The 24750-nt window shown below is 39.0% G+C and carries 23 protein-coding genes; 12 read left to right on the forward strand and 11 right to left on the reverse strand.

What is annotated here, in order from left to right:
* Positions 1-281: 281 nt before the first annotated feature.
* Positions 282-629 (forward strand): alpha/beta fold hydrolase, encoded by a 348-nt coding sequence (locus tag CFPU101_RS26075; RefSeq protein WP_206817778.1) that lies wholly within the window; start codon positions 282-284, stop codon positions 627-629.
* Positions 596-1063 (forward strand): alpha/beta fold hydrolase, encoded by a 468-nt coding sequence (locus CFPU101_RS22520; RefSeq protein ID WP_206817780.1) that lies wholly within the window; start codon positions 596-598, stop codon positions 1061-1063. The genes CFPU101_RS26075 and CFPU101_RS22520 overlap by 34 nt, the downstream gene beginning before the upstream one ends.
* Positions 1064-1355: 292 nt before the next feature.
* Here the strand turns inward: CFPU101_RS22520 and CFPU101_RS22525 are convergent, their stop codons facing one another.
* The 3 genes from CFPU101_RS22525 to CFPU101_RS22535 all read right to left on the reverse strand — a co-directional run bounded on the left by CFPU101_RS22525 (position 1356) and on the right by CFPU101_RS22535 (position 4364).
* Positions 1356-1955 (reverse strand): bifunctional 2-polyprenyl-6-hydroxyphenol methylase/3-demethylubiquinol 3-O-methyltransferase UbiG, encoded by a 600-nt coding sequence (locus CFPU101_RS22525; RefSeq protein ID WP_206817782.1) that lies wholly within the window; start codon positions 1953-1955, stop codon positions 1356-1358.
* A gap of 182 nt (positions 1956-2137) precedes the next feature.
* Positions 2138-3412, reverse strand: a complete 1275-nt coding sequence (locus CFPU101_RS22530; RefSeq protein WP_206817784.1) for a glutathione S-transferase family protein — start codon at positions 3410-3412, stop codon at positions 2138-2140.
* Positions 3413-3593: 181 nt separating this feature from the next.
* Entirely contained in the window at positions 3594-4364 is a 771-nt protein-coding gene (locus tag CFPU101_RS22535) for an SDR family oxidoreductase (protein ID WP_206817786.1), read from the reverse strand.
* A 730-nt stretch (positions 4365-5094) separates the two neighbouring features.
* On the opposite strand from CFPU101_RS22535, the gene CFPU101_RS22540 reads away from it, so the two are divergent.
* A complete protein-coding gene (locus tag CFPU101_RS22540; RefSeq protein ID WP_242578190.1) occupies positions 5095-6204 on the forward strand; it encodes an AAA family ATPase in 1110 nt (369 codons plus the stop codon).
* Positions 6205-6463: 259 nt separating this feature from the next.
* Here the strand turns inward: CFPU101_RS22540 and CFPU101_RS22545 are convergent, their stop codons facing one another.
* Complete coding sequence (locus CFPU101_RS22545) at positions 6464-6820, reverse strand: hypothetical protein (RefSeq protein ID WP_206817790.1); 357 nt, start codon at positions 6818-6820, stop codon at positions 6464-6466.
* A gap of 567 nt (positions 6821-7387) precedes the next feature.
* Here CFPU101_RS22545 and CFPU101_RS22550 point away from each other — a divergent pair.
* Entirely contained in the window at positions 7388-8176 is a 789-nt protein-coding gene (locus tag CFPU101_RS22550) for a trans-aconitate 2-methyltransferase (protein WP_206817792.1), read from the forward strand.
* On the opposite strand, the gene CFPU101_RS22555 is transcribed toward CFPU101_RS22550, so the two are convergent.
* Positions 8162-8995 carry a class I SAM-dependent methyltransferase gene (locus tag CFPU101_RS22555; protein WP_206817794.1) on the reverse strand — a complete coding sequence of 278 codons (834 nt, stop codon included), beginning with the start codon at positions 8993-8995 and terminating at the stop codon, positions 8162-8164. The two genes, CFPU101_RS22550 and CFPU101_RS22555, sit on opposite strands and share 15 nt — an antisense overlap.
* A gap of 366 nt (positions 8996-9361) precedes the next feature.
* A complete protein-coding gene (locus tag CFPU101_RS22560; protein ID WP_242578192.1) occupies positions 9362-9889 on the reverse strand; it encodes a DUF1993 domain-containing protein in 528 nt (175 codons plus the stop codon).
* 126 nt (positions 9890-10015) lie between these two features.
* On the opposite strand from CFPU101_RS22560, the gene CFPU101_RS26080 reads away from it, so the two are divergent.
* Positions 10016-10141 (forward strand): hypothetical protein, encoded by a 126-nt coding sequence (locus CFPU101_RS26080; RefSeq protein ID WP_277988793.1) that lies wholly within the window; start codon positions 10016-10018, stop codon positions 10139-10141.
* 65 nt (positions 10142-10206) lie between these two features.
* Here the strand turns inward: CFPU101_RS26080 and CFPU101_RS22565 are convergent, their stop codons facing one another.
* Positions 10207-10731: a hypothetical protein gene (locus CFPU101_RS22565; protein ID WP_206817796.1), complete on the reverse strand. Its 525-nt coding sequence runs from the start codon at positions 10729-10731 to the stop codon at positions 10207-10209.
* A 229-nt stretch (positions 10732-10960) separates the two neighbouring features.
* On the reverse strand, positions 10961-11167 hold the full coding sequence (locus CFPU101_RS22570; protein WP_206817798.1) for a hypothetical protein: 207 nt from the start codon (positions 11165-11167) through the stop codon (positions 10961-10963).
* 531 nt (positions 11168-11698) lie between these two features.
* On the opposite strand from CFPU101_RS22570, the gene CFPU101_RS22575 reads away from it, so the two are divergent.
* The 4 genes from CFPU101_RS22575 (at position 11699) to CFPU101_RS22590 (ending at position 20455) form a co-directional block, all read left to right on the forward strand.
* Complete coding sequence (locus tag CFPU101_RS22575) at positions 11699-16708, forward strand: HEAT repeat domain-containing protein (protein WP_206817800.1); 5010 nt, start codon at positions 11699-11701, stop codon at positions 16706-16708.
* A gap of 164 nt (positions 16709-16872) precedes the next feature.
* Positions 16873-17133: a DNA-binding protein gene (locus CFPU101_RS22580; RefSeq protein ID WP_242578194.1), complete on the forward strand. Its 261-nt coding sequence runs from the start codon at positions 16873-16875 to the stop codon at positions 17131-17133.
* A gap of 168 nt (positions 17134-17301) precedes the next feature.
* Entirely contained in the window at positions 17302-20259 is a 2958-nt protein-coding gene (locus CFPU101_RS22585; RefSeq protein ID WP_206817804.1) for a DUF3854 domain-containing protein, read from the forward strand.
* The gene (locus tag CFPU101_RS22590) at positions 20249-20455 is read left to right on the forward strand and encodes a hypothetical protein (RefSeq protein ID WP_206817806.1); all 207 of its coding nucleotides are present in this window, start codon (positions 20249-20251) and stop codon (positions 20453-20455) included. Before CFPU101_RS22585 ends, CFPU101_RS22590 begins: the two co-directional genes overlap by 11 nt.
* Before the next feature lie 114 nt (positions 20456-20569).
* Here CFPU101_RS22590 and CFPU101_RS22595 read toward each other — a convergent pair whose 3' ends face one another.
* Together CFPU101_RS22595 and CFPU101_RS22600 are read right to left on the reverse strand one after the other, a co-directional pair.
* On the reverse strand, positions 20570-20848 hold the full coding sequence (locus CFPU101_RS22595) for a Mo-dependent nitrogenase C-terminal domain-containing protein (RefSeq protein ID WP_206817807.1): 279 nt from the start codon (positions 20846-20848) through the stop codon (positions 20570-20572).
* A 255-nt stretch (positions 20849-21103) separates the two neighbouring features.
* On the reverse strand, positions 21104-21379 hold the full coding sequence (locus tag CFPU101_RS22600; RefSeq protein WP_206817808.1) for a hypothetical protein: 276 nt from the start codon (positions 21377-21379) through the stop codon (positions 21104-21106).
* A 420-nt stretch (positions 21380-21799) separates the two neighbouring features.
* Between CFPU101_RS22600 and CFPU101_RS22605 the strand changes: the two genes are divergently transcribed.
* Complete coding sequence (locus CFPU101_RS22605) at positions 21800-22087, forward strand: RNA-binding protein (RefSeq protein WP_206817809.1); 288 nt, start codon at positions 21800-21802, stop codon at positions 22085-22087.
* Positions 22088-22351: 264 nt separating this feature from the next.
* Positions 22352-22540, forward strand: a complete 189-nt coding sequence (locus CFPU101_RS22610; RefSeq protein WP_206817810.1) for a hypothetical protein — start codon at positions 22352-22354, stop codon at positions 22538-22540.
* A gap of 142 nt (positions 22541-22682) precedes the next feature.
* Here the strand turns inward: CFPU101_RS22610 and CFPU101_RS22615 are convergent, their stop codons facing one another.
* Positions 22683-22958, reverse strand: coding sequence for a hypothetical protein (locus tag CFPU101_RS22615; protein ID WP_206817811.1), 276 nt, complete (start codon positions 22956-22958; stop codon positions 22683-22685).
* Positions 22959-23520: 562 nt separating this feature from the next.
* On the opposite strand from CFPU101_RS22615, the gene CFPU101_RS22620 reads away from it, so the two are divergent.
* The gene (locus CFPU101_RS22620; RefSeq protein ID WP_206817812.1) at positions 23521-24186 is read left to right on the forward strand and encodes a DUF2839 family protein; all 666 of its coding nucleotides are present in this window, start codon (positions 23521-23523) and stop codon (positions 24184-24186) included.
* Positions 24187-24750 lie beyond the last annotated feature (564 nt).

The raw sequence follows: 24750 nt of genomic DNA on the forward strand, positions 1-24750 counted from the left end.
TTCGCAGCTATGTGCCTATTACCCCAGAATTGCTGCGGCTTACCCAAGTGAAAATGAACCCTCTAAGTTTTTGAGCAGATGAAAAAAGTGCTAACTATTACTCAATAGCCTTGATAGAGGATCGAGCTATGAAAAAGTACATAATTCGGCTGTTGCTCGTCATTTATGTGTTAACTGGGTTAATTGCTTATGTATGGATAAATCCCGCCACCTCTGCCTCAAGCTGTCCAATCGCAAGTTTTACGGCAAAGGTTAGTAACGGTATACTGTCCTACAGCCAAGTGGGAAATAGACGAGCGGTTTTGCTGTTGCATGGTTTATTTGCCAACAAGGAGCAGTGGCATAGTATGATGTGTTGGCTGTCGGAAGCGGGTTATCAGGTGATCGCTCCTGATCTACCTGGTTATGGCAAGAGCAACGGTTTCACGATAGAAGACTATGCTTTAGAAAACCAAACAGCACGGTTACATGAGTTGATGAAAGATTTAGGCATCAAGTCTTTTGATGTAGCAGGTAGCTCAATGGGAGGAGCGTACTGGCGAAGCCAGATCCCGCAGGGATCGCCTATCTATATGCTCAACGTTTTCCTCTTCAGGTGCGTAGCCTTGCTTTTATCGGTTCCCCATTAGGAATTACTGATTGGGCAAATAGCGTTAAAGAGATGATTTTCCAAGGAATTAATCCTTTTATTCCGATTACCCAAAAACAGTTTGAGCAAGAAGTGGATCTGCTTTTTGTAACTCCACCGACCATTCCTGATTCAGTCAAAGCCGAAAAAGTTAACGATTACATAATTCGCAATCGTCATTATCAGCAGGTTTGGGACATTGTTAATCTCTATGATGACCTACTGTGTAAAAGTGAACCTCCTCAGTTGCCTACTTTGATCATTTGGGGGACAGAAGATCAGATTTTCGATATTAGTGGCTCTTCTCGACTACAACAATGTCTTGCTGGTAGTCAATTGCTCCAGTTACCTCAAGCTGGTCATCTACTATTGATAGAAAATGCCGATGCGGCTTCAGCCAAATATGTAAACTTTTTACGAACTACCACCAAATAGCAAAATGTAGTAACTCCTGATTATTGTTTAATAATTGTCTGAACTCTTTGAAGTCTGGACTGAACATTATATTTCATTGATAATCTTCTTGGTGAAGGATTTCTAAAGCTTCTAACCTCGCTTCATCAGGTTGAGATTGCCAGTATTTAAAGTCTTCTTTTAGCCCTTTTAAATGAACTTTTTTGACTTTAATTTACCTTATTTGACTAAGAGTTACTTAACTGATCTTATTAATTTTAATCCTTTTTTAAAAGAATTAAACATTGTTGTCTAATTAGCCTTATTAAATTATTTAAAAATTTTTCAAAATGCAGAATAAAGCTTTAGGAATGGGATCGAGAGTGCCATAGTATTGTGTTTCTTCTGCACTGAGTAAATGAAAATGACTTTGGAAAATTTCTTGAATGTCAGATGGTGTAAACCGATAGGGGCCAGATTCTCTAGTTTCTAGAGTGCTAAAACATTTAAGGAATAAATAGCCCGACGGTTTGAGTAAATGGGCGACAACGCTTACATAATTCTGTCGCCGTTGCGGAGGCAGAACGTGAAAGCATCCTCGGTCTACAATCATGTCAAACTGTTGGTCAAGTCGGCTATTCAAAATATCATCTTGCATCCAGAGAATACCTAACTTTGCATCTTGGGTTTTTTCAATCGCCTTTTCAATAGCCGTTGTTGATAAATCGGTAGCTGTTACTCGAAAACCTAGTTTTGCTAAAGCAATTGCTTGAGTACCTAGGCCAGTGCCAATATCTAAAACCGTTCCTTGAGTGAGGTTTAACTGATGCAAAGCTCGCTCTAAATCAGGATCAAGTGCTTTATAAAACCAGGGCATCGACTCGACGGCTTGCTCTTGATATAGCTGTTCCCAGTCGGGAAATTGTCTATCCATCAATCTTTCCTCTTTTCTATAATTACCACCTTAAACCTTTCTCGCTCCAAACGGTTGACCGAACTACGGCTAACATTCCTTGTTAAAAGGCGAGTCCTACGGGATCTGGCTTACGTCCACCATGCCACTTATAGATTAATTCCTTCTCCCACTGTCTCAAAATCTTCTTATTCGATGGAATTTTAAATTTCAATGGCTGAGTTTTTTTCTACATCTTTAACATGACTCAAATCCTCTTGGTGTAAATGTTCAGTTATCCTGGCAAAGTTTGCTGGATCTTGATCCCGTCGATGCGGTACAGGTAAAGGTATTCCTTGCTGATCGCCTACTAAGGTAGCAGTAAACTCTAGAGATTCTCTGAGTCGTTTAGCCGCGTAAATGGACATATCTCGTGGCACGTTAATGCGATCGCGCAAATATCGTAAGGCAGAATCAGAGCCTGGCGGAGGAGTACAGGCGGCTCCAGTCATTAAATGGGTTAAAGAACACCGCAGAGCTTCATCAAACAAGCGGTCATCGGCGGGATTGACTTTAATTATGTTAGTGCGGTGCTTGAGTACTCGAAAAAGTGCTTCCTCTCTAGAGGTTTCTGGTTCTGGATAAGCCACATCGGGTAATCCCAACCAAGGGCCATCATTTACCCGAGCCTTGTTAAGAAGCATCTGAGGTTCGCCATTTTCCCAACAACCACCCATCTGAGGCGGCAAATCATGGACATGGGTGTGAAAGTCGCTTTGAGTGCCTCTGTAAGTAAGTCGGCTTTCCATCGCGTCAAACCAGGCTGACAAATAAGGATTTTCTTCCCGTAAGGAGTAGCCTTTATAGTAGAAAAGGCTGGCATTCATGCGCTCAACATAAGGTGTAAAGATCACATCGACTATGCCGAACTCCGAGAGAAAGTAAGATCCAGAGGTACTAGCTAACGCCTCCTCAACTTTGGCGACAACTGCTGTGAATTGTTCTCGGTTATACTGTTCTTCTCGGTTGGAACGAGGAGGGTAACAAAGCCAAGAACACCAAGCTCGGAATAACATCCGTTCCAATCGCCGTAGCGGAATTACATTAGGGTCTTCCATCGACCAACCCAAGGGTTTAAAGACTCGTTCTAGGGCGATTAAAATGTCATCACTTTCCGTAATGATGCGTCCATCTAGCTCGATGGCTGGCAACATCCCCGATGGCACTTTGCGTTTGTACCAGCTTTCTTTCTTTCCATAGCAAAACATCGTGACTTTAGAAATGCGGTAGGGGATTTGTTTTTCTTCTAGCCAGAGCCAGACTTTCTGACAGTAGGGACACCAAGCGTGGTTGTCGCGGTAGAGTGTAACTCGTATCTCAGATTCTGAGCGATTAAAAAGGCGCAATCGAGCTTGAGCATTGGTCGGCCCGTTGATTGGATCGATTTGAAAGTCTGTTAAAGATTGAAGTTCTGTCCAGCTTAGAGGTAGGGTGGTCATAGGAGTTGGTGTCTTGACAAAATCAATATTATCGATTGCTTATAAGTTGACTGGTTAGGATGACGATCTCAAAGAGCGATCGCCAAATGTTTGAATTGTCTTTTCAGCTTAACATTTGTCCGTCCGTACTATTTGGCATGATTAAAACGGGTTTCTGCTGGTGCATAATTCTTTAAATGGATTAGGGCATGGATAATTGCAAAATGCGCTCAAGTAACCAAGGTGCAAAATGTTGACACCAAATGACCAGATGACTTTGCCATCCTACGAGAATTTCGTTGTGATCATGCTCTAGCCCTTGTATCAAGGCTTTAGCGACCTGTTGAGGGGTCATGGCTCTCACCCAACGAAAACGCTTGAACCCTCGAACCATGTCAGTATCCGTTAAGGTTGGTAACAAAGTAACCACCTTGATCTGGCGCGGGGCAAGTTCGTGGCGTAAAGCCTGACTAAAACCGAGAATGGCAAATTTCGTGGCTGAATAGGTTGATAGGGTGGGAGCAGCTACTTTTCCCATTAAGCTAGAGACATTAACGATAGTCCCTTCCTCTTGAGAAACCATTCGTCGAGCCACACAGCGCGTCATAGTATAAAGCCCGATCAGATTTAAGGAGATTTCTTGATAAACATCAGGAAGTTTAGCCGTTAAAAAAGGAGTTTGGTAAGCGACTCCAGCACAATTGATCAGAAGATGGATCGCTCTATAGTCTCGCCAAGTTTGAGCAATAGCTGTATTGACACAGATGGGTTGAGTCAGGTCTAGGGGTAAGACAACAACAGAAATGTCTGCATTTCGGTGAGCAATTTCTTGAGCTAAGGCTTCGAGATGTTCTTGAGTCCGAGCCACAATAATAAGACGTTTGAGGCCAGATTGAGCTAATTCTAAGGCAATGGCACGGCCGATCCCGCGAGAAGCTCCCGTGACTAAAGCAGTTTTTCCGTATAATTTCATAGTTCAAACCTCACAATCAATGAAGGGATAGATGACTTGCTATCGGCAAGTTGATGCGACGGGACAGAGGGGATTAATTACGCCACAAAGCAGTCAGCTTCTACAGATGGTGTAGAGTGCCAGCAACGATAATGGTGATCTCGAAAAAGATTAAATTAAGCTTTCTGAGTTAGAAATTCTGTTGAAGCAACTCAGGATGAGACAAGAAAATGTTAAGAATTAGAAGACTGTATGCTGTATGTAACGAGGTGAATCTAAAGTTGGCTATGGAGAATGGTTTAAGGTCTCCTCAAGAATTAGAAATGGGAAAGAAAAGGCTCTTTTAAATCCAAGACAACATCGCTATTATCAATTTCTTGTTTTAATTAGGTGATAACGGGACTAGCGATCAAGCTTTTAACGATTGCGCTCACTTAATTTTTAAGAATGCTCGTTTAAGTTTTAGGACTTAAATTAGTTCAACACATTCTAGGTTTGATTGATTTTGTCCAACCGAGTCCTCCTTCTTTTCAGCCAGAAACCAGCCCAGCATTAGAAAAAATCCGCTTGACTAATAAAGGGTTTGTCATCATTAAGAATCTACTAAGCAAAAATACTTAGTTACTGTTTGATATTCATACTCTAGCAATTTTGACAAGAGACGACAACATTTCTTAACAGTATTGAAAAATTGTGATATGCCTTTACATTATTCTCAGAGAAGCTGCCCATAGCGAAAAACATGAGAATTATGACCTACTTTGAGATTTCCGATTTATCACCGCTAGAACAGGAGTTAGAAGATTTCCGACCGCATCTGGTGATTATTGATAGTTTGACTTCAATTACCCGTGAAAGTGGACTAAATGAGAAAGATGTCGAATTTGCTAGACCGATTTACAAACTTAAAGATTTGTTAGGTCGCTACGGTGCAGTAGGGATTTTGATCCATCATCAAAACAAAGACAAAGAAGCTAAAGGCATCGACAAGGTTAGTGGAAGTGCGAGAATTGTTGCGGCGACTTGGGGCATCTGGCAACTTCTCGCATCAGACCCGAACAATGAGCAAGACTTGACCCGTTGGCTAAAAGTTAAACCGAGAGAGGGTGAAGCAGTGACTTTGGCTTTGGAGATTAACCCAAAGGATACTTGGGCCAGTAATGGGATTTTCAACTTCATCGGTGAGTTCGGTGACGAGTCAGGAATTAAACGATCTCAAGGTGAACGGGTGATGGAATTGTTAAAGCAGTTTTCACCGAAAGGTTTGGAATATCAAGAGATCGATAATTGTCTAGGAATCGGGAAGTCGTTGTATACAGTGCTTGACCGCTTGGAAGACCGACAGATGATCTCGAAACGGCGATCAGCTATCAATCAGCGACGGTGGGTTTATTGCTTGCCTGAACATACTACAAGAAATGATTATACTACAGAAACTCAAAAGGACTCTCCCTCTCCCGCACAGTTCTCTAGTCAGGTTGAATTAGTGGATGAAAGTATTAACTCATCTGTTGTTGAGGATATTCAACACTCATTCAACACCAATTCAACAACCGTTCAACACTCTGAAATGGAAGAAGTTGATGAAAATGAGCTTAATGCTTATGAGACAATAGTTGCAGAGGTTGAAGCTTTAATTCAACAACCCACTAATATTAAGGGGGAGAGTGAGGGTGTTGAACAATCAAGCCCCCAAAACGTACTACAAGATGAAGAAATTTTAGAAATCGGCGATCACGTTATTGATGTAATAACAGAGGTCAAAGGTGTTGTCGTCGGTTTTAAGGATGGTCGAGTCGTATTTGATTGTCGTAAGTTCGGACGGTGTTCTAGACCTTCGGAACTATTGTTCAAACTTTAGAAGAAAATATAGAGGGACAGTTTTAGTAATTTTAAAGAAACTCGTGGACAGCGAGCGCATTGTGAATTAATGAGTGTTGTTGTAGATTGGTAAAATCCTACCTCTCAAACCAGTTGAGGTAAAACTTTGGTATTGTTGTTGATTTGTTAACGCTTCATCTAAAAACTTTGTAATTTAGAGGTTTGAGGGATAGAATAACATTTCTACAACATCACCGTCGTCATAATTTTAGAGTTGATTAATCTTAAGGTATTTTTATTCAAGCCCTTTTCGCTTTAAACTTAGAGCGATCTCCCTGATGCAAATTAATTAGTCCCTCAATTTCATCGGGGCCGACCAACTGAAGCCATCCACTGCCGTTTACTTCGTCCATTTCATCTTGACCTTCCCAAGTAAAAGAAAATCGCTCCCCATCTTTTAACTCTTCTATATATCCATCGAGATAACCCCTTACTAAACCGAATTGAAACTCTCCTTCGTTAGTGGCTTCAATTTCTACATAGGCTTGGGTTTCCATATTAAAGTAATCTTCATCCCACATTTCCATCTCGAAAATGTGCCATCGCCCGATAAAAGGATGAGATTCCTCTTTCTTGGTAAATCTGGTTACGCCCATTTTTAAATGCTTGAAAATTATTATAATTTCATCTTAGCGGACGGAAGATTAATCTCGAACACACCTCCCCTTGGGATCGCCTACGGCGAGCGCGCGTAATTGATGTTTTAACTGGAATTAAAGGAGTCGTTGTGGGCTTCAAAGATGATGGTCGAGTCGTCTTTGATTGTCGTGAGTTCGGACGGTGTTCACGCCCTTCAGAACTCTTGTTCAAGCTTGAGCCGAAAATGTAGAAAGAAGCATTTAGCGATCAGCTAGTGATCGGCGATTGCCTTAAATATGTTCATATGTACTAATTATTTTAGAGATAGCTTGAGCAACTTTGGATAACTAATAGAAGTAATAGCTAATTAAAGACTCAAAAAGCAGATCTACAGTTGTAAATAGCAAGAGTAGACTAAAAAAGCCGATTTTTTCGTTCGTCATTTAATTGAACAAAAGTACAGAAAACTTTAAAAGTCGTTGTTCAAAAACAAACAATTGCTCCTTTGAAAGCTAACTACAACTGTAGAATCATCATATACAGTACTTACTTTTTCGCCCCTAGTTAAGCTAAAAAAATTAATTATGACAGAATGGAATGCAATTGGATATCAATCTGTTTCCAGCCTTCAGGAAGCGCTCGCAACAAAACAACTTTCTCGATTAACATTAGCGAAATCTGCTCGCATTTTAGATATTGGCTGTGGCAATGGTAAAGTGACAGCAGCGATCGCCCAACACCTTCCTCAAGGATCAGTGCTAGGTGTTGATGCTTCGCAAAACATGATTACCTTTGCTCAACAGAATTATGGTTCTCCGATTCATCCTAACCTCCACTTCGAGGTGGGTGATGCCCGCAAGCTAACCTATCAGCATGAGTTCGATCAAATTGTTTCTTTTAACGCGCTTCATTGGATACCCGAACAGGATGCCGTCTTATGCTCGATTCACACTGCTTTAAAAACCGATGGGCAAGCACTTTTACGATTTGTCCCTGAAGGTTCTCGTAAGTCTATTGAGGATGTGGTAGAGGAAGTTTGTCAATTACCTCGCTGGAGTAACTATTTTCAAAATCATCAAAAGCCTTATTTTCATCCGACACCTGAAGCCTACCGCATCCTGGCAGAACAAAATGGGCTAAAGGTTTTGCAAATTCAAGTCGAAGACCAGTCTTGGGACTTCCAAACTCGTCAAGCTTTTTTTGCTTATTGCCAAGTGACATTAGCCGAATGGACGCGATTTCTGCCCTTAGATGAGTGGACAGCATTTATCACTAACATCCTTGATCGCTATCAGATCTATGCGGCAGATACTCCTAGTGAGAATAATACCTTTAAGTTTTATCAGATGGAAGTAGTGCTAACTCCCTTGTGAAGCAATTGATAACTTCTTGCCACTGACAATAAATACGATAAATGAGCAGAAAAATTGTTGAGATTGAGCGAATTGTTGGAGTTCACTAAGCCAGTTTTCAATCTCAGGCTGGCTGGTCATGCCACTTTCTACAGCTTTGTGGGCGGTTTGAACCAGAGACAAGACTTGATCGGCCAATTCAAACTCAGTGAAAACAATTGTCTCAGGATTGACTTGCAGATCACTTAATCCTACCTGACGAAAATATCGGAATAAATGCCGCCCGATCCAACCGCAAGGAAAGCTATCACACCAGAGGTTGAGCAATTGACGGGTTAGAGGACGCTGCTCTGAGTCTAAGACAAATGTTCCCCAATCTGGTTCGATAGCCACAACCCAACCGCCAGGACGAACTACTCTAGCCATTTCTGCGAGCGCACTCTGGGGATTGGCAATATGTTGCAAGGTGCGATCAACCCTGGCGGCCTCAAAAATCTGATCGGCAAAGGGCAACTGCTGCGCGTCTGCTAAAATGAACTCAATCGGTAAACCCAAGTTCTCTGTACTGGCGAGTGCTTGATTCAACATCATCTGACTATGATCCACAGCCGTTACTTTGCCTTTGGTGCCAACCAGTTTGGCCAGCGTGATCGCATCTTCTCCCGTCCCACAGCCTATTTCCAGAACGGAGGCTCCAGACATTAGGTGCATCTGCTCAAATGTTTTGTGTTTGTACCGATAATAGGATTCTAAAGACTGCTGCAGTTTCAAACACTGAACAAATTTTTGAGATGAATCTGTCCCGTCTACATTTTTAAAATCACTGGCAAAGTATGTCATGTCGCTGATTCAACTCCCGCTTGCTCAATCATCTAGTTTTTTAATCTTGTCAACTTAACTGATTTTAAAACTTAAAGTACACTTTTTATTTAATCATCATCAATGACGGGAATTGCTGATATTTTCTATTTCATTATTTCTCTAGTTATTTGATTAGATGTGTCAGCTATCAAAAGCAGGTTATCAAACGACCGCTCTAGATTTGGTTCTGTTGCCAACTTTTTATAGAGACAGAACATCTTTAACTTTCTCACTTTTTAAATAACTCTTTGAAAAAGAGATTCAATCAATTTTTTCTGAGCATATCCCCTTTTCTGATCTTATTAATCTGTCATGCGCCGAATTGCATTCATCTGCCGTTAGGCTTCATTCTTTTTTGATTAATGGCACCAAGTGCATCATGTAATCTCGTTTTCCAATTGGCACACCAGCCATGCGAAGAATGTCATAAGCCGTGACCATATGGAAGTAAAAGTTCGGAATTAAAAACTCATTGACATAGGCATGACCAGACAACTCAATGTAGAGGCTCTGCCCCTCGTAAATGCGCGTCATCTCAGATAGCTTTGCATCTTCAGTATTAATGCCTAAAAGAAGTTCCTTGGTGTTTGCGATGTGTCCATATGCCTGTGCTTTAGATGTGACGTCTGGATCTAGATTACTCGCAGGTTGGCCATCACACCAGAGAGCAAAATTGCGTGGTTGATTGCAGGTGAAAGCAATTTGTGTACCGAAGGGAAACATATCAGCCGCAATACGCTTTTGAAGGAACGACTCATCATCACCAAAATGAGCTTGAGCTAACTTCAAGAGATGCTCAAGAGTCGCTAAACGGCTTTGGAGGAGGGTTCGGATTAAATCTACATTCTGGCTTGGCATTTGACGCTCACTCAAGACTTAACTCTATGTATCCTAGCTGTATCTAGGGTTCTGTTGCCAAAAATTTAAGCCACATTATATATAGAAGATCTTTTCAAAAAATTTACTTTTGCTCTTCTACCTCTAGCGGGTTCAAAAATTTTGGCAACAGACGGGTTTCGTGTTGTGACGACCACAGGTGAAGTAATGGGAGAGGAGAATATTTACTACACACCCGAAGCTGCATTAACTGAGGGTCGGAAGTGGTTGGGTTTAAAGCAATGCTAATGGGGCTTGCTCTATATTAAGTGTGATGCACTCTCCATTTCTTGTGAAAAATCGAGAATCATTACTTATAAAAAATTGGTGAAATACCAAAGTGGAACAAAATCCGAGGAAGGTTGAGGAAAGGTTTGGGAATCGGGTTGAGTAACTGGGACATAATCAAAAGGATTGACATCCCACCCTGGAACAGATAGATATTCAAATGGAGTAGGAGGATGAGACGGATAAATAGCTCTAAGAATCTCAAAAGCAGCCGAATTACAATTAGATTTCCAGAGATGATAGGGAAGATTAGCTTTTATGATTTTCAGAATTAAACTTTTCAGTAAAGCTTCTTTTTCTAAATCAAAGTCAGCGTCAATTAATTGAATCAAATTGGAATCTGATGTATATAGATTTTTTCTTTTTTGCTGAGAATGATAGTTCAAATTTTTGAAGAAGCCGATGGTTGTTCCTAAAAAAGGAGGAGCGAAATAATCAATGGCAAACTTAGGGCCTGCCCAATATGCTTTCAAGTTTGACTGATGGCAAATCACAAGATCAGTGTGATAGTGATTAAAAGCAATGTGACGATATCTAATTTGTAGAAGCATTTTTGTATCCTCAAAAAATTTAAGGTTAAGAAAATGAACTAAGATGTGTTAAACTTCAAATTAGTTATTCAACCAAGAAGCCAAAGCTAAATAGCTTCTTTAAATTCGATATAAAGTTTACGAAAAGCATTTTTAGATTCGTTTTTTGACAAACTTCTAAAAAAGGCTCTCATCTGCTTTAAATTGGATTAATTAAACAAAGAGTTTCTTCTGACAATACTTCTATCAATTACAAGAGTATTACCAAAGCATTAATGGCTAATAGCATTGCAGTTGTAAAAATCGTTAAAACTTGACGTTCTGTATTTTTCTCTAAAGATAGAAAGAAAATAGATAAAACTAGAATCCAAATTGTAAAACCAAGAAAGGGCGACATCAAAATTAGAATCATGAGTCCCAGTCCAATTTCTAGAATGAAAAAAATTGAATGATTCATATCTTTTTTCCTGTAACATAAAAGTATTTTTAAAAAGAATTCATCAAAAAATCAAAAGTGAATCAAAAGTCTAATTAAACTTAATTAATTAGGCTTATTGATTTTTTCTATTACATTCGGACAAAATTTATTTAAGTCTAAAAATTTGTCATTGGTAGGTTTAACTTCCATAAAAGTTAAACAATTTAAAACAAAATTACTGATGATAACAAATTGAACGATTTTTTGGAGAGACATAGTTTTTCCTTTTCTGTAATAAAAATATAATTTGGATAAGCAAGTAACTTTGCACTTATAAGGTTGGTAAAACATCCTTAATGAAATGGATGGGGCTACAGTTTTGGTTGTGATTTAACTGCCGATGCCTATAAGTCATTCATTAATGGCATAAATTCATTAACTCATTAGTTTCAGGAAAAGAACCCTCACGAAACCCTCCATTGCCATCATTTGCCATCAGCCTTTCAAAAAAGGCTTTTCAAGCGTTTACTTTTAGTTATGATTAGTAGTAAGAAACTTAAGGAGCTTGGTATGTCGTGGAAAGAATTTTTAGATGGAGTGGCTGATGCTTATGGCTTGTCTCATGATGAGAAAGAAGCTTTTCTAAAAAGATTTGCTGATGAAAATGCTAATGACTTAGATACACAGGTTGCACACAAAATAGGTGGTCATGGTATTAGTCCAGCTACTTTAGAAAGAAGATTAGGGGCTGTCTACCGTAAATTTGCTTCAAGTTGTTCTGGATTAGGTACTGGTAAAAAAGGACAATTTAAAACATTGCACAGTTGGCTGAAGCAGCAATACGCTAAAACTCGAAACACCACGAAAGAATCATCAAATTTAATTCCCGAAGCCGCCTCAGTTAAAGTTCACTGGCCAGAAATCTGTAACAAGATGCTCGAACCTCAAAAAAAGTTAAGTAGTAACCTATTGCTACATTCTGATGAAGATGCCAAATTTGAGCGAGAACAGATTTATGTCCCTCTCGCACTGATAGAAAGACGAAAACCAGATAAAAGAGAAGGCGAATTTGCTCCAGAAGCAGGTACAAGGTTATACGAACCGCAATATGAAGAGAAACAGCGATTTGAGCATGAAACTTTTCTACAGCAGATCTTAGCCAGTGGAGAAGGGAAAACTAAAGGGGAACGGATTGCACTCATCGGCGAACCAGGTGCAGGAAAAACAACTCTTCTACAGACGATCGCTGATTGGATTTTAGAGCAAAATCTTGGTTTGCCCATCTGGATATCCCTAGCCGAATTGGGACAGAATAGCATTCTAGATCTATGGGGTTATGTACAGTCAACTTGGTTATCATCAGCCACTTCTCCAATACAGAAAAACATTGCAGAAATAGAATTAGTACAACAGATTAAGCAAGGAAAAGTTTGGCTGTTGTTAGATGGAGTGGATGAAGTTGCTATTTCTGGAATACAAACGTTACAAGTCATAGCTAATCAATTACAAGGATGGTTTTCTCAATCGCGGATAATCTTAACTTGTCGTCTCAATGTTTGGGAAGCCGATAAGAATGCTTTGGCAGAGTTTGAAACTTACCGCCTGCTGGATTTTGATTATCCTAAGCAGGTGTATCAGTTTATCAATAATTGGTTTAGTAATGATGATGTCCAAAAAAAAGAAAGATTAAAGGCAGAATTAGAAAACTCTGAGAAAGTCCGTTTGCGAGACTTAATTCAAAATCCTTTGCGGTTAACGCTGTTGTGTGCCTCTTGGCAGAGTCGAGAAGGCAATTTGCCCGAAACTAAAGCAGGATTATATGCTCAGTTCGTCGAACAGTTCTATAAATGGAAATGCGATCGCTTTAAGATTGAAGATGAGGAAAAAAATTTATTAAACAAAGCATTAGGGCGTTTAGCATTACAAGATATTGATTCAGGAACTAATCGCTTTCGTTTGCGGGAAAGCCTTATTCGTGAGGCTATTGGAAATGATTCTCTGTTTAGCAAAGCATTACAACTAGGTTGGTTAAATAATGTTGGGATTGCAACAGAAACCTCTACACACGAAAAAGTTTATGCTTTCTTTCATGCTAGTTTTGAGGAGTATTTTGCAGCTTTAGCGATTGAGGATTGGGATTATTTTGTGCCTCGTAACCATATAGATAAACCAGTGGAAGGAAAGCAGTATCGTATTTTTGAACCGCAGTGGAAGGAAGTGATTTTGCTATGGCTGGGGCAAGGAAAGATAGTAAAAGAACAGAAAGAGGAGTTTTTTATAAAATTGCTTGAGTTTGAGGATGGTTGTGGTAAGTGGAATTTTGAGAGAGTAAAACAAGGCTTTTATAGATATCAAGCCTATAAACTAGCCATAGAAAGCATTGTAGAGTTTAAAAATTGTGCTAAAGCAAATGAAGTAGTTGAGACAATTGTCAAGTCAATTGGCACTTCTCAAGATGAAAATACTTGTAGGCAAGCTGTAGAGAGTTTAAGAAAAATTGGACAAGGCAACCCAATGGTAATCAAAGGTTTGCTCGATTTACTTCACACTTCTCAGCATTATTATATCCGTAGACAGGTGGCAGAGTGTTTAGAAGAAATTGGACAAGGCAACCCAATGGCAATTAATGGTTTGCTCGATTTACTTCACACTTCACAAGATTACTATACCTGTAGGCAGTCAGTAGAAAGTTTAGGAAAAATTGGACAAGGCAATTCATTGGCGATTGAGAGTTTGCTTAAATTAATCAGCACTTCTCAAGATGATTATGCTCGCAGACAAGCATTAGAGAGTTTAGAGAAAATTGGACAAGGCAATTCAATAGCGATTCAGGGTTTGCTTAAATTAATCAGCACTTCTCAAAATTACTATATCCGCAGACAAGCATTAGAGAGTTTAGAAAAAATTGAACAAGGCAACTCAATAGCGATTCAGGGTTTGGTCGATTTACTTCACACTTCACAAGATAAAGATACTCGTAGACAAGTAATGTACAGTTTAAAGAATATTGACCCAAGAAACCCTTTTGTAGACGAAAGCTTAAACGAGTTAATTTGTACTTCTCACAATGAAAGTATCCGCAGGCAGGCGATGGATAGTTTAGAAAACAATGATTTAAGAAGCCCTGTTTTAAACGAGGATATTGACGAGTTAATCGTCATGGATGAGGACGACAAGTTAATTGACATGGATGAGTTAGTCAATACTGCTATAGATGAATGGATTCGTAGTCAATTGACAGAGAATTTAGGACAAATTGCACAAGACAACCTAATGGTGCCTATAGCGATTCAAAAATTGCTTAAGTTGCTCGGCACTTCCCAAAATGAAAATACTCGTAGACACGTGGCATACTATTTAGGGAAAATTGGACAAGGCAACCAAAAAGCAATTAATGGTTTGATCAAGTTGCTTTGCACTTCTCAAAATATAATTACTTATTGGCAAGCAGCAGAAAGTTTAAAGAAAATTGGACAAAACAATTCAATGCTGATTAACAATTTAATTAAGATACTTCTAACATCTGAAGATTACTATACCCGCCTACGAGCAGTATACAGCTTGCAAAAAATTGCCCCAAGTCATCCTGTCGTGAGTGAAAGCTTACTCGAGTTAATCCGCACTGCCCCAAATAAAGATACCTGTATGGATGTGATAGAGCGTTTAGAAGAAGTTGAACAAGGCAAACCAGAAGCAATTAATGATTTAATTGAGATAATTAGCACTTCTGAAAATGAAGATATTCGTAGACAAGTAGCAAAAAGTTTAGGAAGAATTGGACAAGACAATCCGAGAGCAATTGAGGGTTTGGTCAAGTTAATTCATACTTCTCAAGATTACTATACCCGTGAGCAAGCAGTATACAGTTTGCAGAAAATTGACTCAAGTCATTCTAGTGTGAGTAAGGGCTTACACGAGTTAATCTACACTGCACCGAATGAAAATATCCGTAGACAAGTATTAGAAAGTTTAGAAAAAATTGAACAAGGTAACCCAAGGCCCATTGAAAGTTTGGTCAAGTTAATTCAGACATCTGAAGATTACTATACCCGCCTACGAGCAGTATACAGCTTGCAAAAAATTGCCCCAAGTCATCCTGTCGTGAGTAAAAGCTTACTCGAGTTAATCCGCACCGCCCCAAATAAAGATACCTGTATGGATGTGATAGAGCGTTTAGGAAAAATTAAACAAGGCAAACCAAAAGTAATTAATGATTTAATTGAGATAATTAGCACTTCTGAAAATGAAGATATTCGTAGACAAGTAGCAAAAAGTTTAGGAAGAATTGGACAAGACAATCCGAGAGCAATTGAGGGTTTGGTCAAGTTAATTCATACTTCTCAGGATTACTATACCCGTGAGCAAGCAGTATACAGTTTGCAGAAAATTGACTCAAGTCATTCTAGTGTGAGTAAGGGCTTACACGAATTAATCTACACTGCACCGAATAAAAATATTCGTAGACAAGCATTAGAAAGTTTAGAGAAAATTAGACAAGGCAATCCAATAATAATTAATGATTTAGTTGAGTTAATCGGCACTTTTGAAGATGAAGATACTCGCAGACAAGTGGCAGAAAGATTAGGCAAAATTGGACAAGGTAATCCAAAGGCAATTGAGAGTTTGGTTAAGTTGCTTCACAAATCTCAAGATTACTATACTCGTAAACAAGCATTAGAAAGTTTAGAGAAAATTGGACAAGGCGAACCAATAATAATTAATAATTTAGTTGAGATAATCAGCACTTCTGAAGATGAAGATACTCGCAGGCAAGTAGCAGAAAGTTTAGGCAAAATTGGACAAGGTAATCTAAAAGCGATTGAGAGTTTAGTTAAATTGCTTTATATGTCCCAAGATAAAAATACTCGTAGGCAAGTGGTAGAGAGTTTAAAGAAAGTTTTGCAAAAAGCACAGATGGCAGATGTTGTCACCATCTTACATAATTTTTTATCAGAGGAAATTTACAAAAATAATTTTGATCAATTCAAAAATTGCTACGAAGTTATTTGGCATTGCGCTCAAACCTTATCCTACCCAAAATTTTATCAAGTTTGGCATAACCCCCCTATCCCTTCCCATCCCGAAATCTCAGAAATTACTGCTGTCAGCTTTACTTCCGCTTTTCAGTCTCTCAATTTAGTTATCTTACCTCAACTTCTCTACACCGCGATCGCAGCAGATTCCATTATGAGGGATAAAGTAGAGCTAATTTGCCTCGACAGTAGCAAATTTATCGAACCTGACAACCCTGCTGCCGAAATGTATGATCAAATGCTGAACTTAGGTTATCTAGAGTGGGAGAATGGGATACCGATTGCCCTATCACAACTCAAACTCTATTGGCATTCTCTGCGTCGTCGTCCAAGCAAAAAACTAATGGTGATGATTGTTTATCATGCTTTCAACTCATCTCCAAAATATTCTTCTCCATTTCTTGATGCTCTGAGTAAGTTTGAGGGTGCAATCTGTATTATTAGCAATGAACCTCTCTCAGTAGCCCTGCAAAAGTTTTCACCCAGTCAACCGAATTTAGTCGAAGCGATTTTAGGATGGGTTACTCAAACTATTTTAGAAAGCTAATACTATACTCGCTAAATAAGGCGATCACATAGCTAAACTAACAAAGGTAAATTTTAAGTCTTACAGTTTAATCGATCTAGCTTGAAATTTTGGTAGATTAGTTATAACAGTATAAGAGCGAACCTAAAAAACACATAGAGATGACCCTAGCCTTGTCCAATGAGATGATAAAGCCAGAAGACTTCGAGCCGCAACTGAAGCGGGAAAAGCCTCTTGTACCTGGATATTGGACTGTGGGGGAGTTAGCAGAGGAGTTAGGAACTTCAATTCGTAAAGTTCAAGTTGATATTACAGGAGATGCGAAGCTACGGGTTAAAGCCAAAGTAAATGCGATAAAAGTTGGCTCGGTGTATTTAGTTCCTGATAGTGATGCCATTAAGTATATTCAAGTTCAACAAAAGCGAATCAAAAAAAACATTAAATAATTTTGATTTTGCTTGCATCTAGTTACAAGCAGACCGCTATAATGATAACAATGCAACTAAAAAAGCCCCTTAAGGTCAGCACAAGACACTTAAAAAGGGACTTCTTTAGCGGTATCACCTAACAAGTTTGACGGACTTGTTAGGTGCGTTTACCTGTTCATAATTTCTATGTTAGAACTCAATTCTACAACGTTAGAAGGTCAATTGACAAATCCTACGTTGATTCAAACAACTCTTTACGCATCAGAATGGACTGTAGGAAGCGCGATCGCCCCTTGTCTCACTCAAAAATGGCTGACTGAGATCAAAGATTTCAAAGGAATCGCGTCTCTCCTAAACTGGAAAAGTTACAACCTCACGGGAGGCTGGTATGTCAGATCAGTTGACCCAATCACAGGACAGTACACGAATCATGGACAATTTAAACCCTCTGTCCCTCTATTACTCGATGGCAAACCGCAGAAATATTTCTCATTTCCGAAGGGTAAGGGGACAGAGCCGATCTTTGCTCCGATGACGTTGGAATTGTGGAGAGCGATCGCTACTTTAAACGGTATCCCCATTGTCCCCGAAGACATTGATGAAAGCAGAGAGGATCTTGGCTTTTGGTTATGGGTTTTAAAACATCCCGAACTCCCAATATCGATCACCGAGGGAGCGAAAAAAGCAAGTTGTCTGTTATCGCACTCTGAAGTTGGGATTAGCGTTTCAGGAGTATGGAATGGACAACAAAAAGGAAAACTTCATCCGTCGTTATTGCCATTTATTACACCAGGGCGGCTCATTAACTTAGTCTTCGACTCCGATGTAATGGTCAAATCCCAAGTCGAAGCAGCTTTAATCCAGTTTGGACGGTTGTGTAAGCAGCAAAAAGCTCAGGTTGCGATCGTACAATGGGATATGGAGCTAGGTAAAGGAATTGATGACTTAATCGTGAATCACGGAGAAGAAAAGTTCAAAGAAATCATGGGAAATGCCGTTTCTTATCGGGAATGGTTACAATCACTCGAAGTCCAAGTTACTCCCTCTACACCCCCGAAGGCTCAAAAACCGCCATCGCCTGATGCGATCGCCCGTTCCTTGCGAGAAAAATATCAAGATAAGTGGATCTGGAATAATGAACACAAAACATGGCTTGAGTACGAGAAGAAGCAACGTGGTGTTTGGACACCAGTAGAAGACTTATATATTTCAGTACAAGTGAACCTAATTTTAGAAGCCAGAGGAGTCACAGGATACGGCGCATCTTATCTCAGAAATATTGTTGAACTATTGCGCCATCAACTGTACTGCCACGAATGGAACGAAAATAAAAATCTTTTACCTTTCCTTGATGGTGTCTATGATTCAGCGACAGGTAAGTTTTCGGCTCATGCCCCAGGGAATCGACTGACTTGGGTACTGCCTCGAAACTACACTTTACTCGATAACAGTTGGTCAAGTATAGATCGTTGGCTAGATGAAGCTGTAGCGGGAGACATGAATCACAAGCGGTTACTGTTGTGCTTTGCGGCTGCGGTTTTAAGAAGAAGATCAGATTTACAGAAATTTCTTCATGTCATCGGACTAGGAGGAAGCGGTAAAAGTACCTTAATGAATTTACTTATTTCCGTCGTGGGCCAACAAAACACCGCTTCGTTGGATCTAGATGCGTTGAATGAGAAGGACGCGATCGCGGATCTGTTTGGTAAAGTTTTGTTAGTTTTCCCAGATCAAGACAGTTGTGGCAAACAGGTGTCTAACTTTAAGAAGATCACAGGTCAAGATTTACTCAGAGGACGGAAACTGTACAAAGATGCCTTCCATTTCCGTTTTGATGGGATGGTAGCGATCACATCCAATCAGCCAATCTTTCATGCAGGGAGTGGACGGTGGTTAACCCGACGAGCCATCATGATTCCGTTTAAGCAGATTATTGCTAACGATCAAGTACGGGACTTGGAAAAAGAATTTGAGTCTGAGCTATCAGCATTTACTCATCATCTGCTTTCTATCCCAGAATCAGAGATTGAATCGGTTTTACGGGGATTAGCAGGGGGGCAAAAACTCTCACCGACACTGTGGGAATCACAAGTCAGATCTGATGGGTTAGCAGAGTGGGTTAACGAACATCTCATCTATGATTCTTTAGCTAAAACACAAATTGGTGCTAATGCACGGGAATGGAATGATGATCAATATAATCCTGTCTCATCTACTCTATTCGGGTCATATTGTTGGTCTTGTAAGAATACATTGCGATCGCCCCTTACTAAAGAAAACTTCTCAGCTAACTTACTTGAATTGCTAACAGCTACATTAGGGTGGCAGGTGGAGAAGAAAAAAAGCAATGGCATGATGGTGATTTCAGGGATACGGTTAAGAACTTCTGGAGATAGCGAGATCCTAACCATTGAGGAACAATTATTACAGGGAGGCCTTGTAGAGAGTCTTCGAGGAGAGGTGCAGGGAGACTTGAAAACCTTGCCTGAACTGACTCAGGGAGAGCAGGGAGGCTTGTTAAACCAAATAAAGGAATTAGAAAAAGAGAAACAAAACTTGTTGGAGAGACTGCGATTATTAGAAGAAAAAAATTATGTGTTAGATCCTGAAAGTCATCAAGCAGGCTTCTCCTCCCTAGTCTCCCTAACCCAATCGGAGCAGGTTGTACAAGCCTCCCTGAGTTTAAATGAGCCAGTCTCCCCCAAAGCCTCCCTAGATTATTCAACTTACCCCCATCGAACATCCAATGATATTCGGGCTAAACAGAATCAAGCCGAACGTTGTAAAACTTTAATGTTGCTGTGTACCAATTATGAACAGCTTTTGCAGTTTGAAAGTGAAGCTGGTTTTAGCAAGAGTGAGATTGAATGGGTTTATACTTATCTGTTAACCCGTGCAGAACAAGCCAAGGTAGATGAAGCTTATTGTCTACATCAAATCAGTTTGTTTGAATCAGTTAACCAAGAGATGAACCAACTCATTGCAGCAATTGATGTGGAATTAGACCGTTTGGGATGGACAACCGCCCAAGCTAAAAAGTATGTACAGACCACTTATCACAAAAGATCACGCCAACTCCTAAGCGATCGTCAGTTGATGGAGTTTTGGCAGTATTTAAAACAGGAGAAAACAAATGGAAATTAAAGAGCAGTTAGAATCAATCTTAGAAGGAATCCCAACGTCAACTATGCCATCTCAAAGAATCGCATTTTATGAAAGTTATGAAAAATTATATGGTTATTCATTAAAATGGAAAGACCAACAGATCGTTAAGAGAACTTTCATTTTAGAAGGAAGACCAGACATAACAGGATTAGATGATGAGGAACTTGATTTTTAGATGATGTGTGTTTGTGACATTTCAATCATGACTAACTATTCACCATTATTAATCAAAAAGCCCATTGTGCATGACTTTAAAACTGGTCAATGTAAAGCTTTGAAGAACTTTCAATTAAATTTTGTTCTCTTTTACTGCGTGGCTAGTCATGTAGCTGAGTGCTTTGAAATGAAGCTCGATCAATTGGTCGTAAAAAGGGTTGAGCTTGCATAGAGGTGGAATAGAGATGATCGTGCGATTAAAAAGCTTAATTGTGCGCTCAAATGGGCAATGAGTTGGTATGATCTGGCAGATTAGCCAAGCGAGGCGTAAATTATCAATTTCCAATAATTCAAGCCAGCATCTGACTGAAGTAAAAAAATTAATTCTGTTAACTACGCTAGAACTTTTCATAGATTTATAGCTTTTAGGTTAATATTTATCCTAAGAGCTAACAACTATTAAATCATTAGAGTTTTAGGTAAACTTTATTACCTTTTTCGACAAGGCATTGATTTTTAATCAAGGTCATCTGAACAAGGAAGCTTTCATGGCGGTCGGCGCAAAAGACGCTCTAGCCGAACAAACAGTCAAATAAATTCTTAGTTTTTGTACCGAACGTTCGGTTAATCAGTTGAGAAGGTAGAATGAAGAAAGAAAAAGCTTTTTTTAGAGCAAACTGTTATCACCTGACATCCGACGAACTTGTTCAACAGAAATCGGTTTCGGTTCAAGGCGTTGAAAATACTCGACTTGCTGTAGGTAAGAACGAGCTTCTTTGAAATCTTTGAGTTGAATTAAAACCATGTCCTGATAAACGGCATCAACTGGAGCGATTGTTAACGGAATCAATTCCTGTAATTGTTTTTCAGAGATTGATTGTTCCAAATATTTAAGAAAAAGGTCACGTTTATAAGAACGAGTAGTCAGTAAATACCAATTCACTTGTCTAGCTTGAATTAAAAGTTGATGCTGTTCTGATTGTAGCCGATGATGACGTTTTTAAAAATGTGCTAGAAATCGATGTGGTCATGAGACAAAATATAGACCGAGTCAGCTTTACCAAAATTGATAATGATAGCTTAAACACAGCCAGAAGAATTTTATTTTTTTAGATAGATGTCAAGCTGCTTCTGCTCAATTTGAGTTTAAAGTAAAAACTTGGTACTTAAAAAGTAGTACAATTGTTGAGCAAAAAACTTTAAGTTGAATAACTATGTTATAGTGAAGAAACGAGAAATAAGAGCAGTGCCAAGTTCGTTGTCGATATTAAAAAGATTAAGTTTTTTAGATTAGTATTAGCCAGCTTCTTTCCACAATTTTCGCTCTCTACAAAGTTCCGAATGTAATTAGGGATATAAATTCATGTCTATTTTTATTGGTAATCTCTCCTACGAGGTAACACAAGAAGATCTTTCTGAAGTCTTTTCCGAGTATGGGAAAGTGCAACGAGTGCATCTGCCCACTGACAGGGAGTCAGGTCAGAAAAGGGGTTTCGCTTTTGTAGAACTAGAAACTAAAGTTCAAGAAGCGGCCGCAATTACGGCTTTAGATGGGGCTGAATGGATGGGGCGCGACCTCAAAGTTAATCAAGCCAAAGAGCGAGAAGACAGAGGCTCAAGCAATGGTTATCAAAGAAGAAGCCGTTACTAATTGCTCAATTTAATTTGAGGAAAAAACAAAAGACTAGAGAAATACTACCAAAAAGTTAAGTTAATTTTTTAGTAGTATGACTCTAGCCATTAATAAGCACTATTATTGTGGTCTAAACATTTTTAAAATCTGATTCAATAGTTCAAGCTTTGACAAATTATTCAACAAAATAGTTGTTTTTTAGTTTTTTCATAGTCAGGTTTTTATCATGTTTTGTGGATGAATATCTATTAAAAAAATACTTGACTAGAGGAGAAATCAGACATGATTCGCTTTGAAAATAATATTTGGTATACCGATACTGAATTTTGCGAAAAATATAGTTTTAGCAAGACTCAACTTTTAAGTCTTTTTAGACAAAATCGCCTCATGAAGCATGAAATTCGATATGTAGAAATTAGGAAGCAACGGTATTATCGCAAAATGGGAATCAATCAGCAATTTGGTACATAATAGCTCGACAGTTGTCTAGAAGAGAAGGTAAGAATAAATCCTTTAAAAAGACAAGGCTTGATCAATCATATTTTTGTAGAATTCAATAAAATACTTCTCAACTTAACTGTCCCGAAATAAGTTAAAGATTTGTAACTCCTGTTCAAACTAATTCTTGATTACCTGACATCCGACGAACTTGTTCTACTTTTAGTGGCTTAGGTTCGAGACGTTGAAAATATTCAACTTGTTGTAAGTAAAGACGGGCTTCTTTTAAATCTTTGAGTTGAACTAAAATCATGTCCTGATAAACAGCATCAACTGGAGCAATCGCATTAATAATTAATTCTTGTAACTTTTTTTCGGAAATTGACTGTTCCAAGTATTTTAAGAAAAGATCCCGCTTGTAAGGTTGAGTGCTGAGTAGATACCAATTCATCTGTACAGTTTTTTTGTGCTGTATAAATTGTAGAACATTTTGCAATAAGACAGTTTTTGCTCTTTGATAATCATTCGTGATCTCAAAGTTAGGGAGACTATTTAGGAGAGTATCAGGAGAGGTATGGAGAGGCTTAAAACTCAGACATAGCAAGAGATAGGGAGGCTAGGGAAGCTTAAATTCATCAAAAATTTTTAACAAAACTAAGAATTAATTGAGTAGGTAACTACGCTTTCACGCGATGAGATCAACTTTGTATGTAAAATAAAGAAAAGAATTGAGATTAAAAATCAGCAACGTCTCCCTATCTTAGACACAGTAAAGGTTGTAAGTCTCCCTGTATGTCTCCCTAACCCACTCTTAGATAGTCTCCGTGTATTCAAATAAATGTTGAAAGAGTTATTTGGGCTTTCTCGGAAAGGAATAGCTTCTCGGATTGTCCTTTTACGTTGATGGTGATGGTGATAGTTGGTCGTTTGATGAACGACACTCGGTAGAATAGCTGATTAAAATTAAAAAGAGCATTCATGAGCGTGTTTTGCAATTAGGAGATTAAGCAATCATGGGAGAAGCTAAACGGAGAAAGCAGATTTTGGGAGAAAGTTATGGAAAAATCCCTGATGTGTTAATTGAAGGAACACCGCAATGGAAGAAACACATAGAAAAGTTTGACCAAGCTTGGTGCAGCAAATGGACAGAACTCATGCAAGTTGTTGAGCATCAAGAGCTAGGAGATGCTGAAAGTTTTGACCCAGCCGATTTGATTCAAATCAGAGAAGAACTAGAAAAATGGCTGGCTGAATACCTGAGTGTCTACCGAGCCAAAAACCAAGAACAATTAGTCTGCATCATTCTAGACGACCACTACGATGAACTGAGCGAATTGCTGATTGAAGCCGAAGAAGCAAATAACTCAGAAAAAGTTCAAGGGTACTCCAAAAATGCGCTCTTATGGGTTATGCAAGCATTGTTTTATTTTTCCCTGCTGAGTCCGTACTTAACACCTCAAAGGGCAAGAGAATATACTAAAGCTTTAAATAGCTTCTATCAAATGACAATCGAGGAGAAACGGCAAGATGGAATCGATGCTGAAGAGTTAGACGCAATAACGATTTTATTTTCAGACGCTTTAGGTAGCTATTTTGAAGAAAAACCGTCACAAGAATCAGTAAGCGATGCCCCATTGGAATTAAAATACAGTGTTCCTAAACAAGAATTTTTTAGTTAGGAGAAATCACCTGTGCAATTATCCGTTTACGTGTTCTGACGGTGGTTATGGTTAGTGATTAATCAGGCAACTTGAGGAACTGAGTAATTTTTTGTTTAGGGTGATAGGTACGGTTGTGAGTATTGTTAGTCAGTCCCAAATCTTGATGATGTTGTGAGATCGCCTTGACCCATTACTGGATATTTTAAAACAATTTCGGAAAGGAAAAAATCAAAGTAAGTTAAGCAATCGCTCTTTTAGTAGTATGTTGTACAACTAATATAGTTAGTCAAGAGGAATTTTTAGATAGGGAGGCCATCACGGAGAGCATCAGGAGAGTTGTAGGGAGACTTAGAATATAGACAGAGCAAAAGATAGGGAGGCTAGGGAGACTTAAGCTTATGAAAAGATTTTCAAAAAAACTAAGGATTTATTGAGTAGTTCATAGCGAAAAAAATCAGATCAACTTTGTATGTAAAATAGAGAAAAGAATTGAGATTAAAAAATTAGCAACGTCTCCCTATCTCCGACAGAGTAGGGGTTAGAAGCCTCCCTGTATGTCTCCCTGCCCCTCTCTTAGATAGT

The sequence above is a fragment of the Chroococcus sp. FPU101 genome, assembly GCF_017312365.1.
In the GTDB taxonomy this organism is placed as follows: Bacteria; Cyanobacteriota; Cyanobacteriia; order Cyanobacteriales; family Microcystaceae; genus Chroococcus.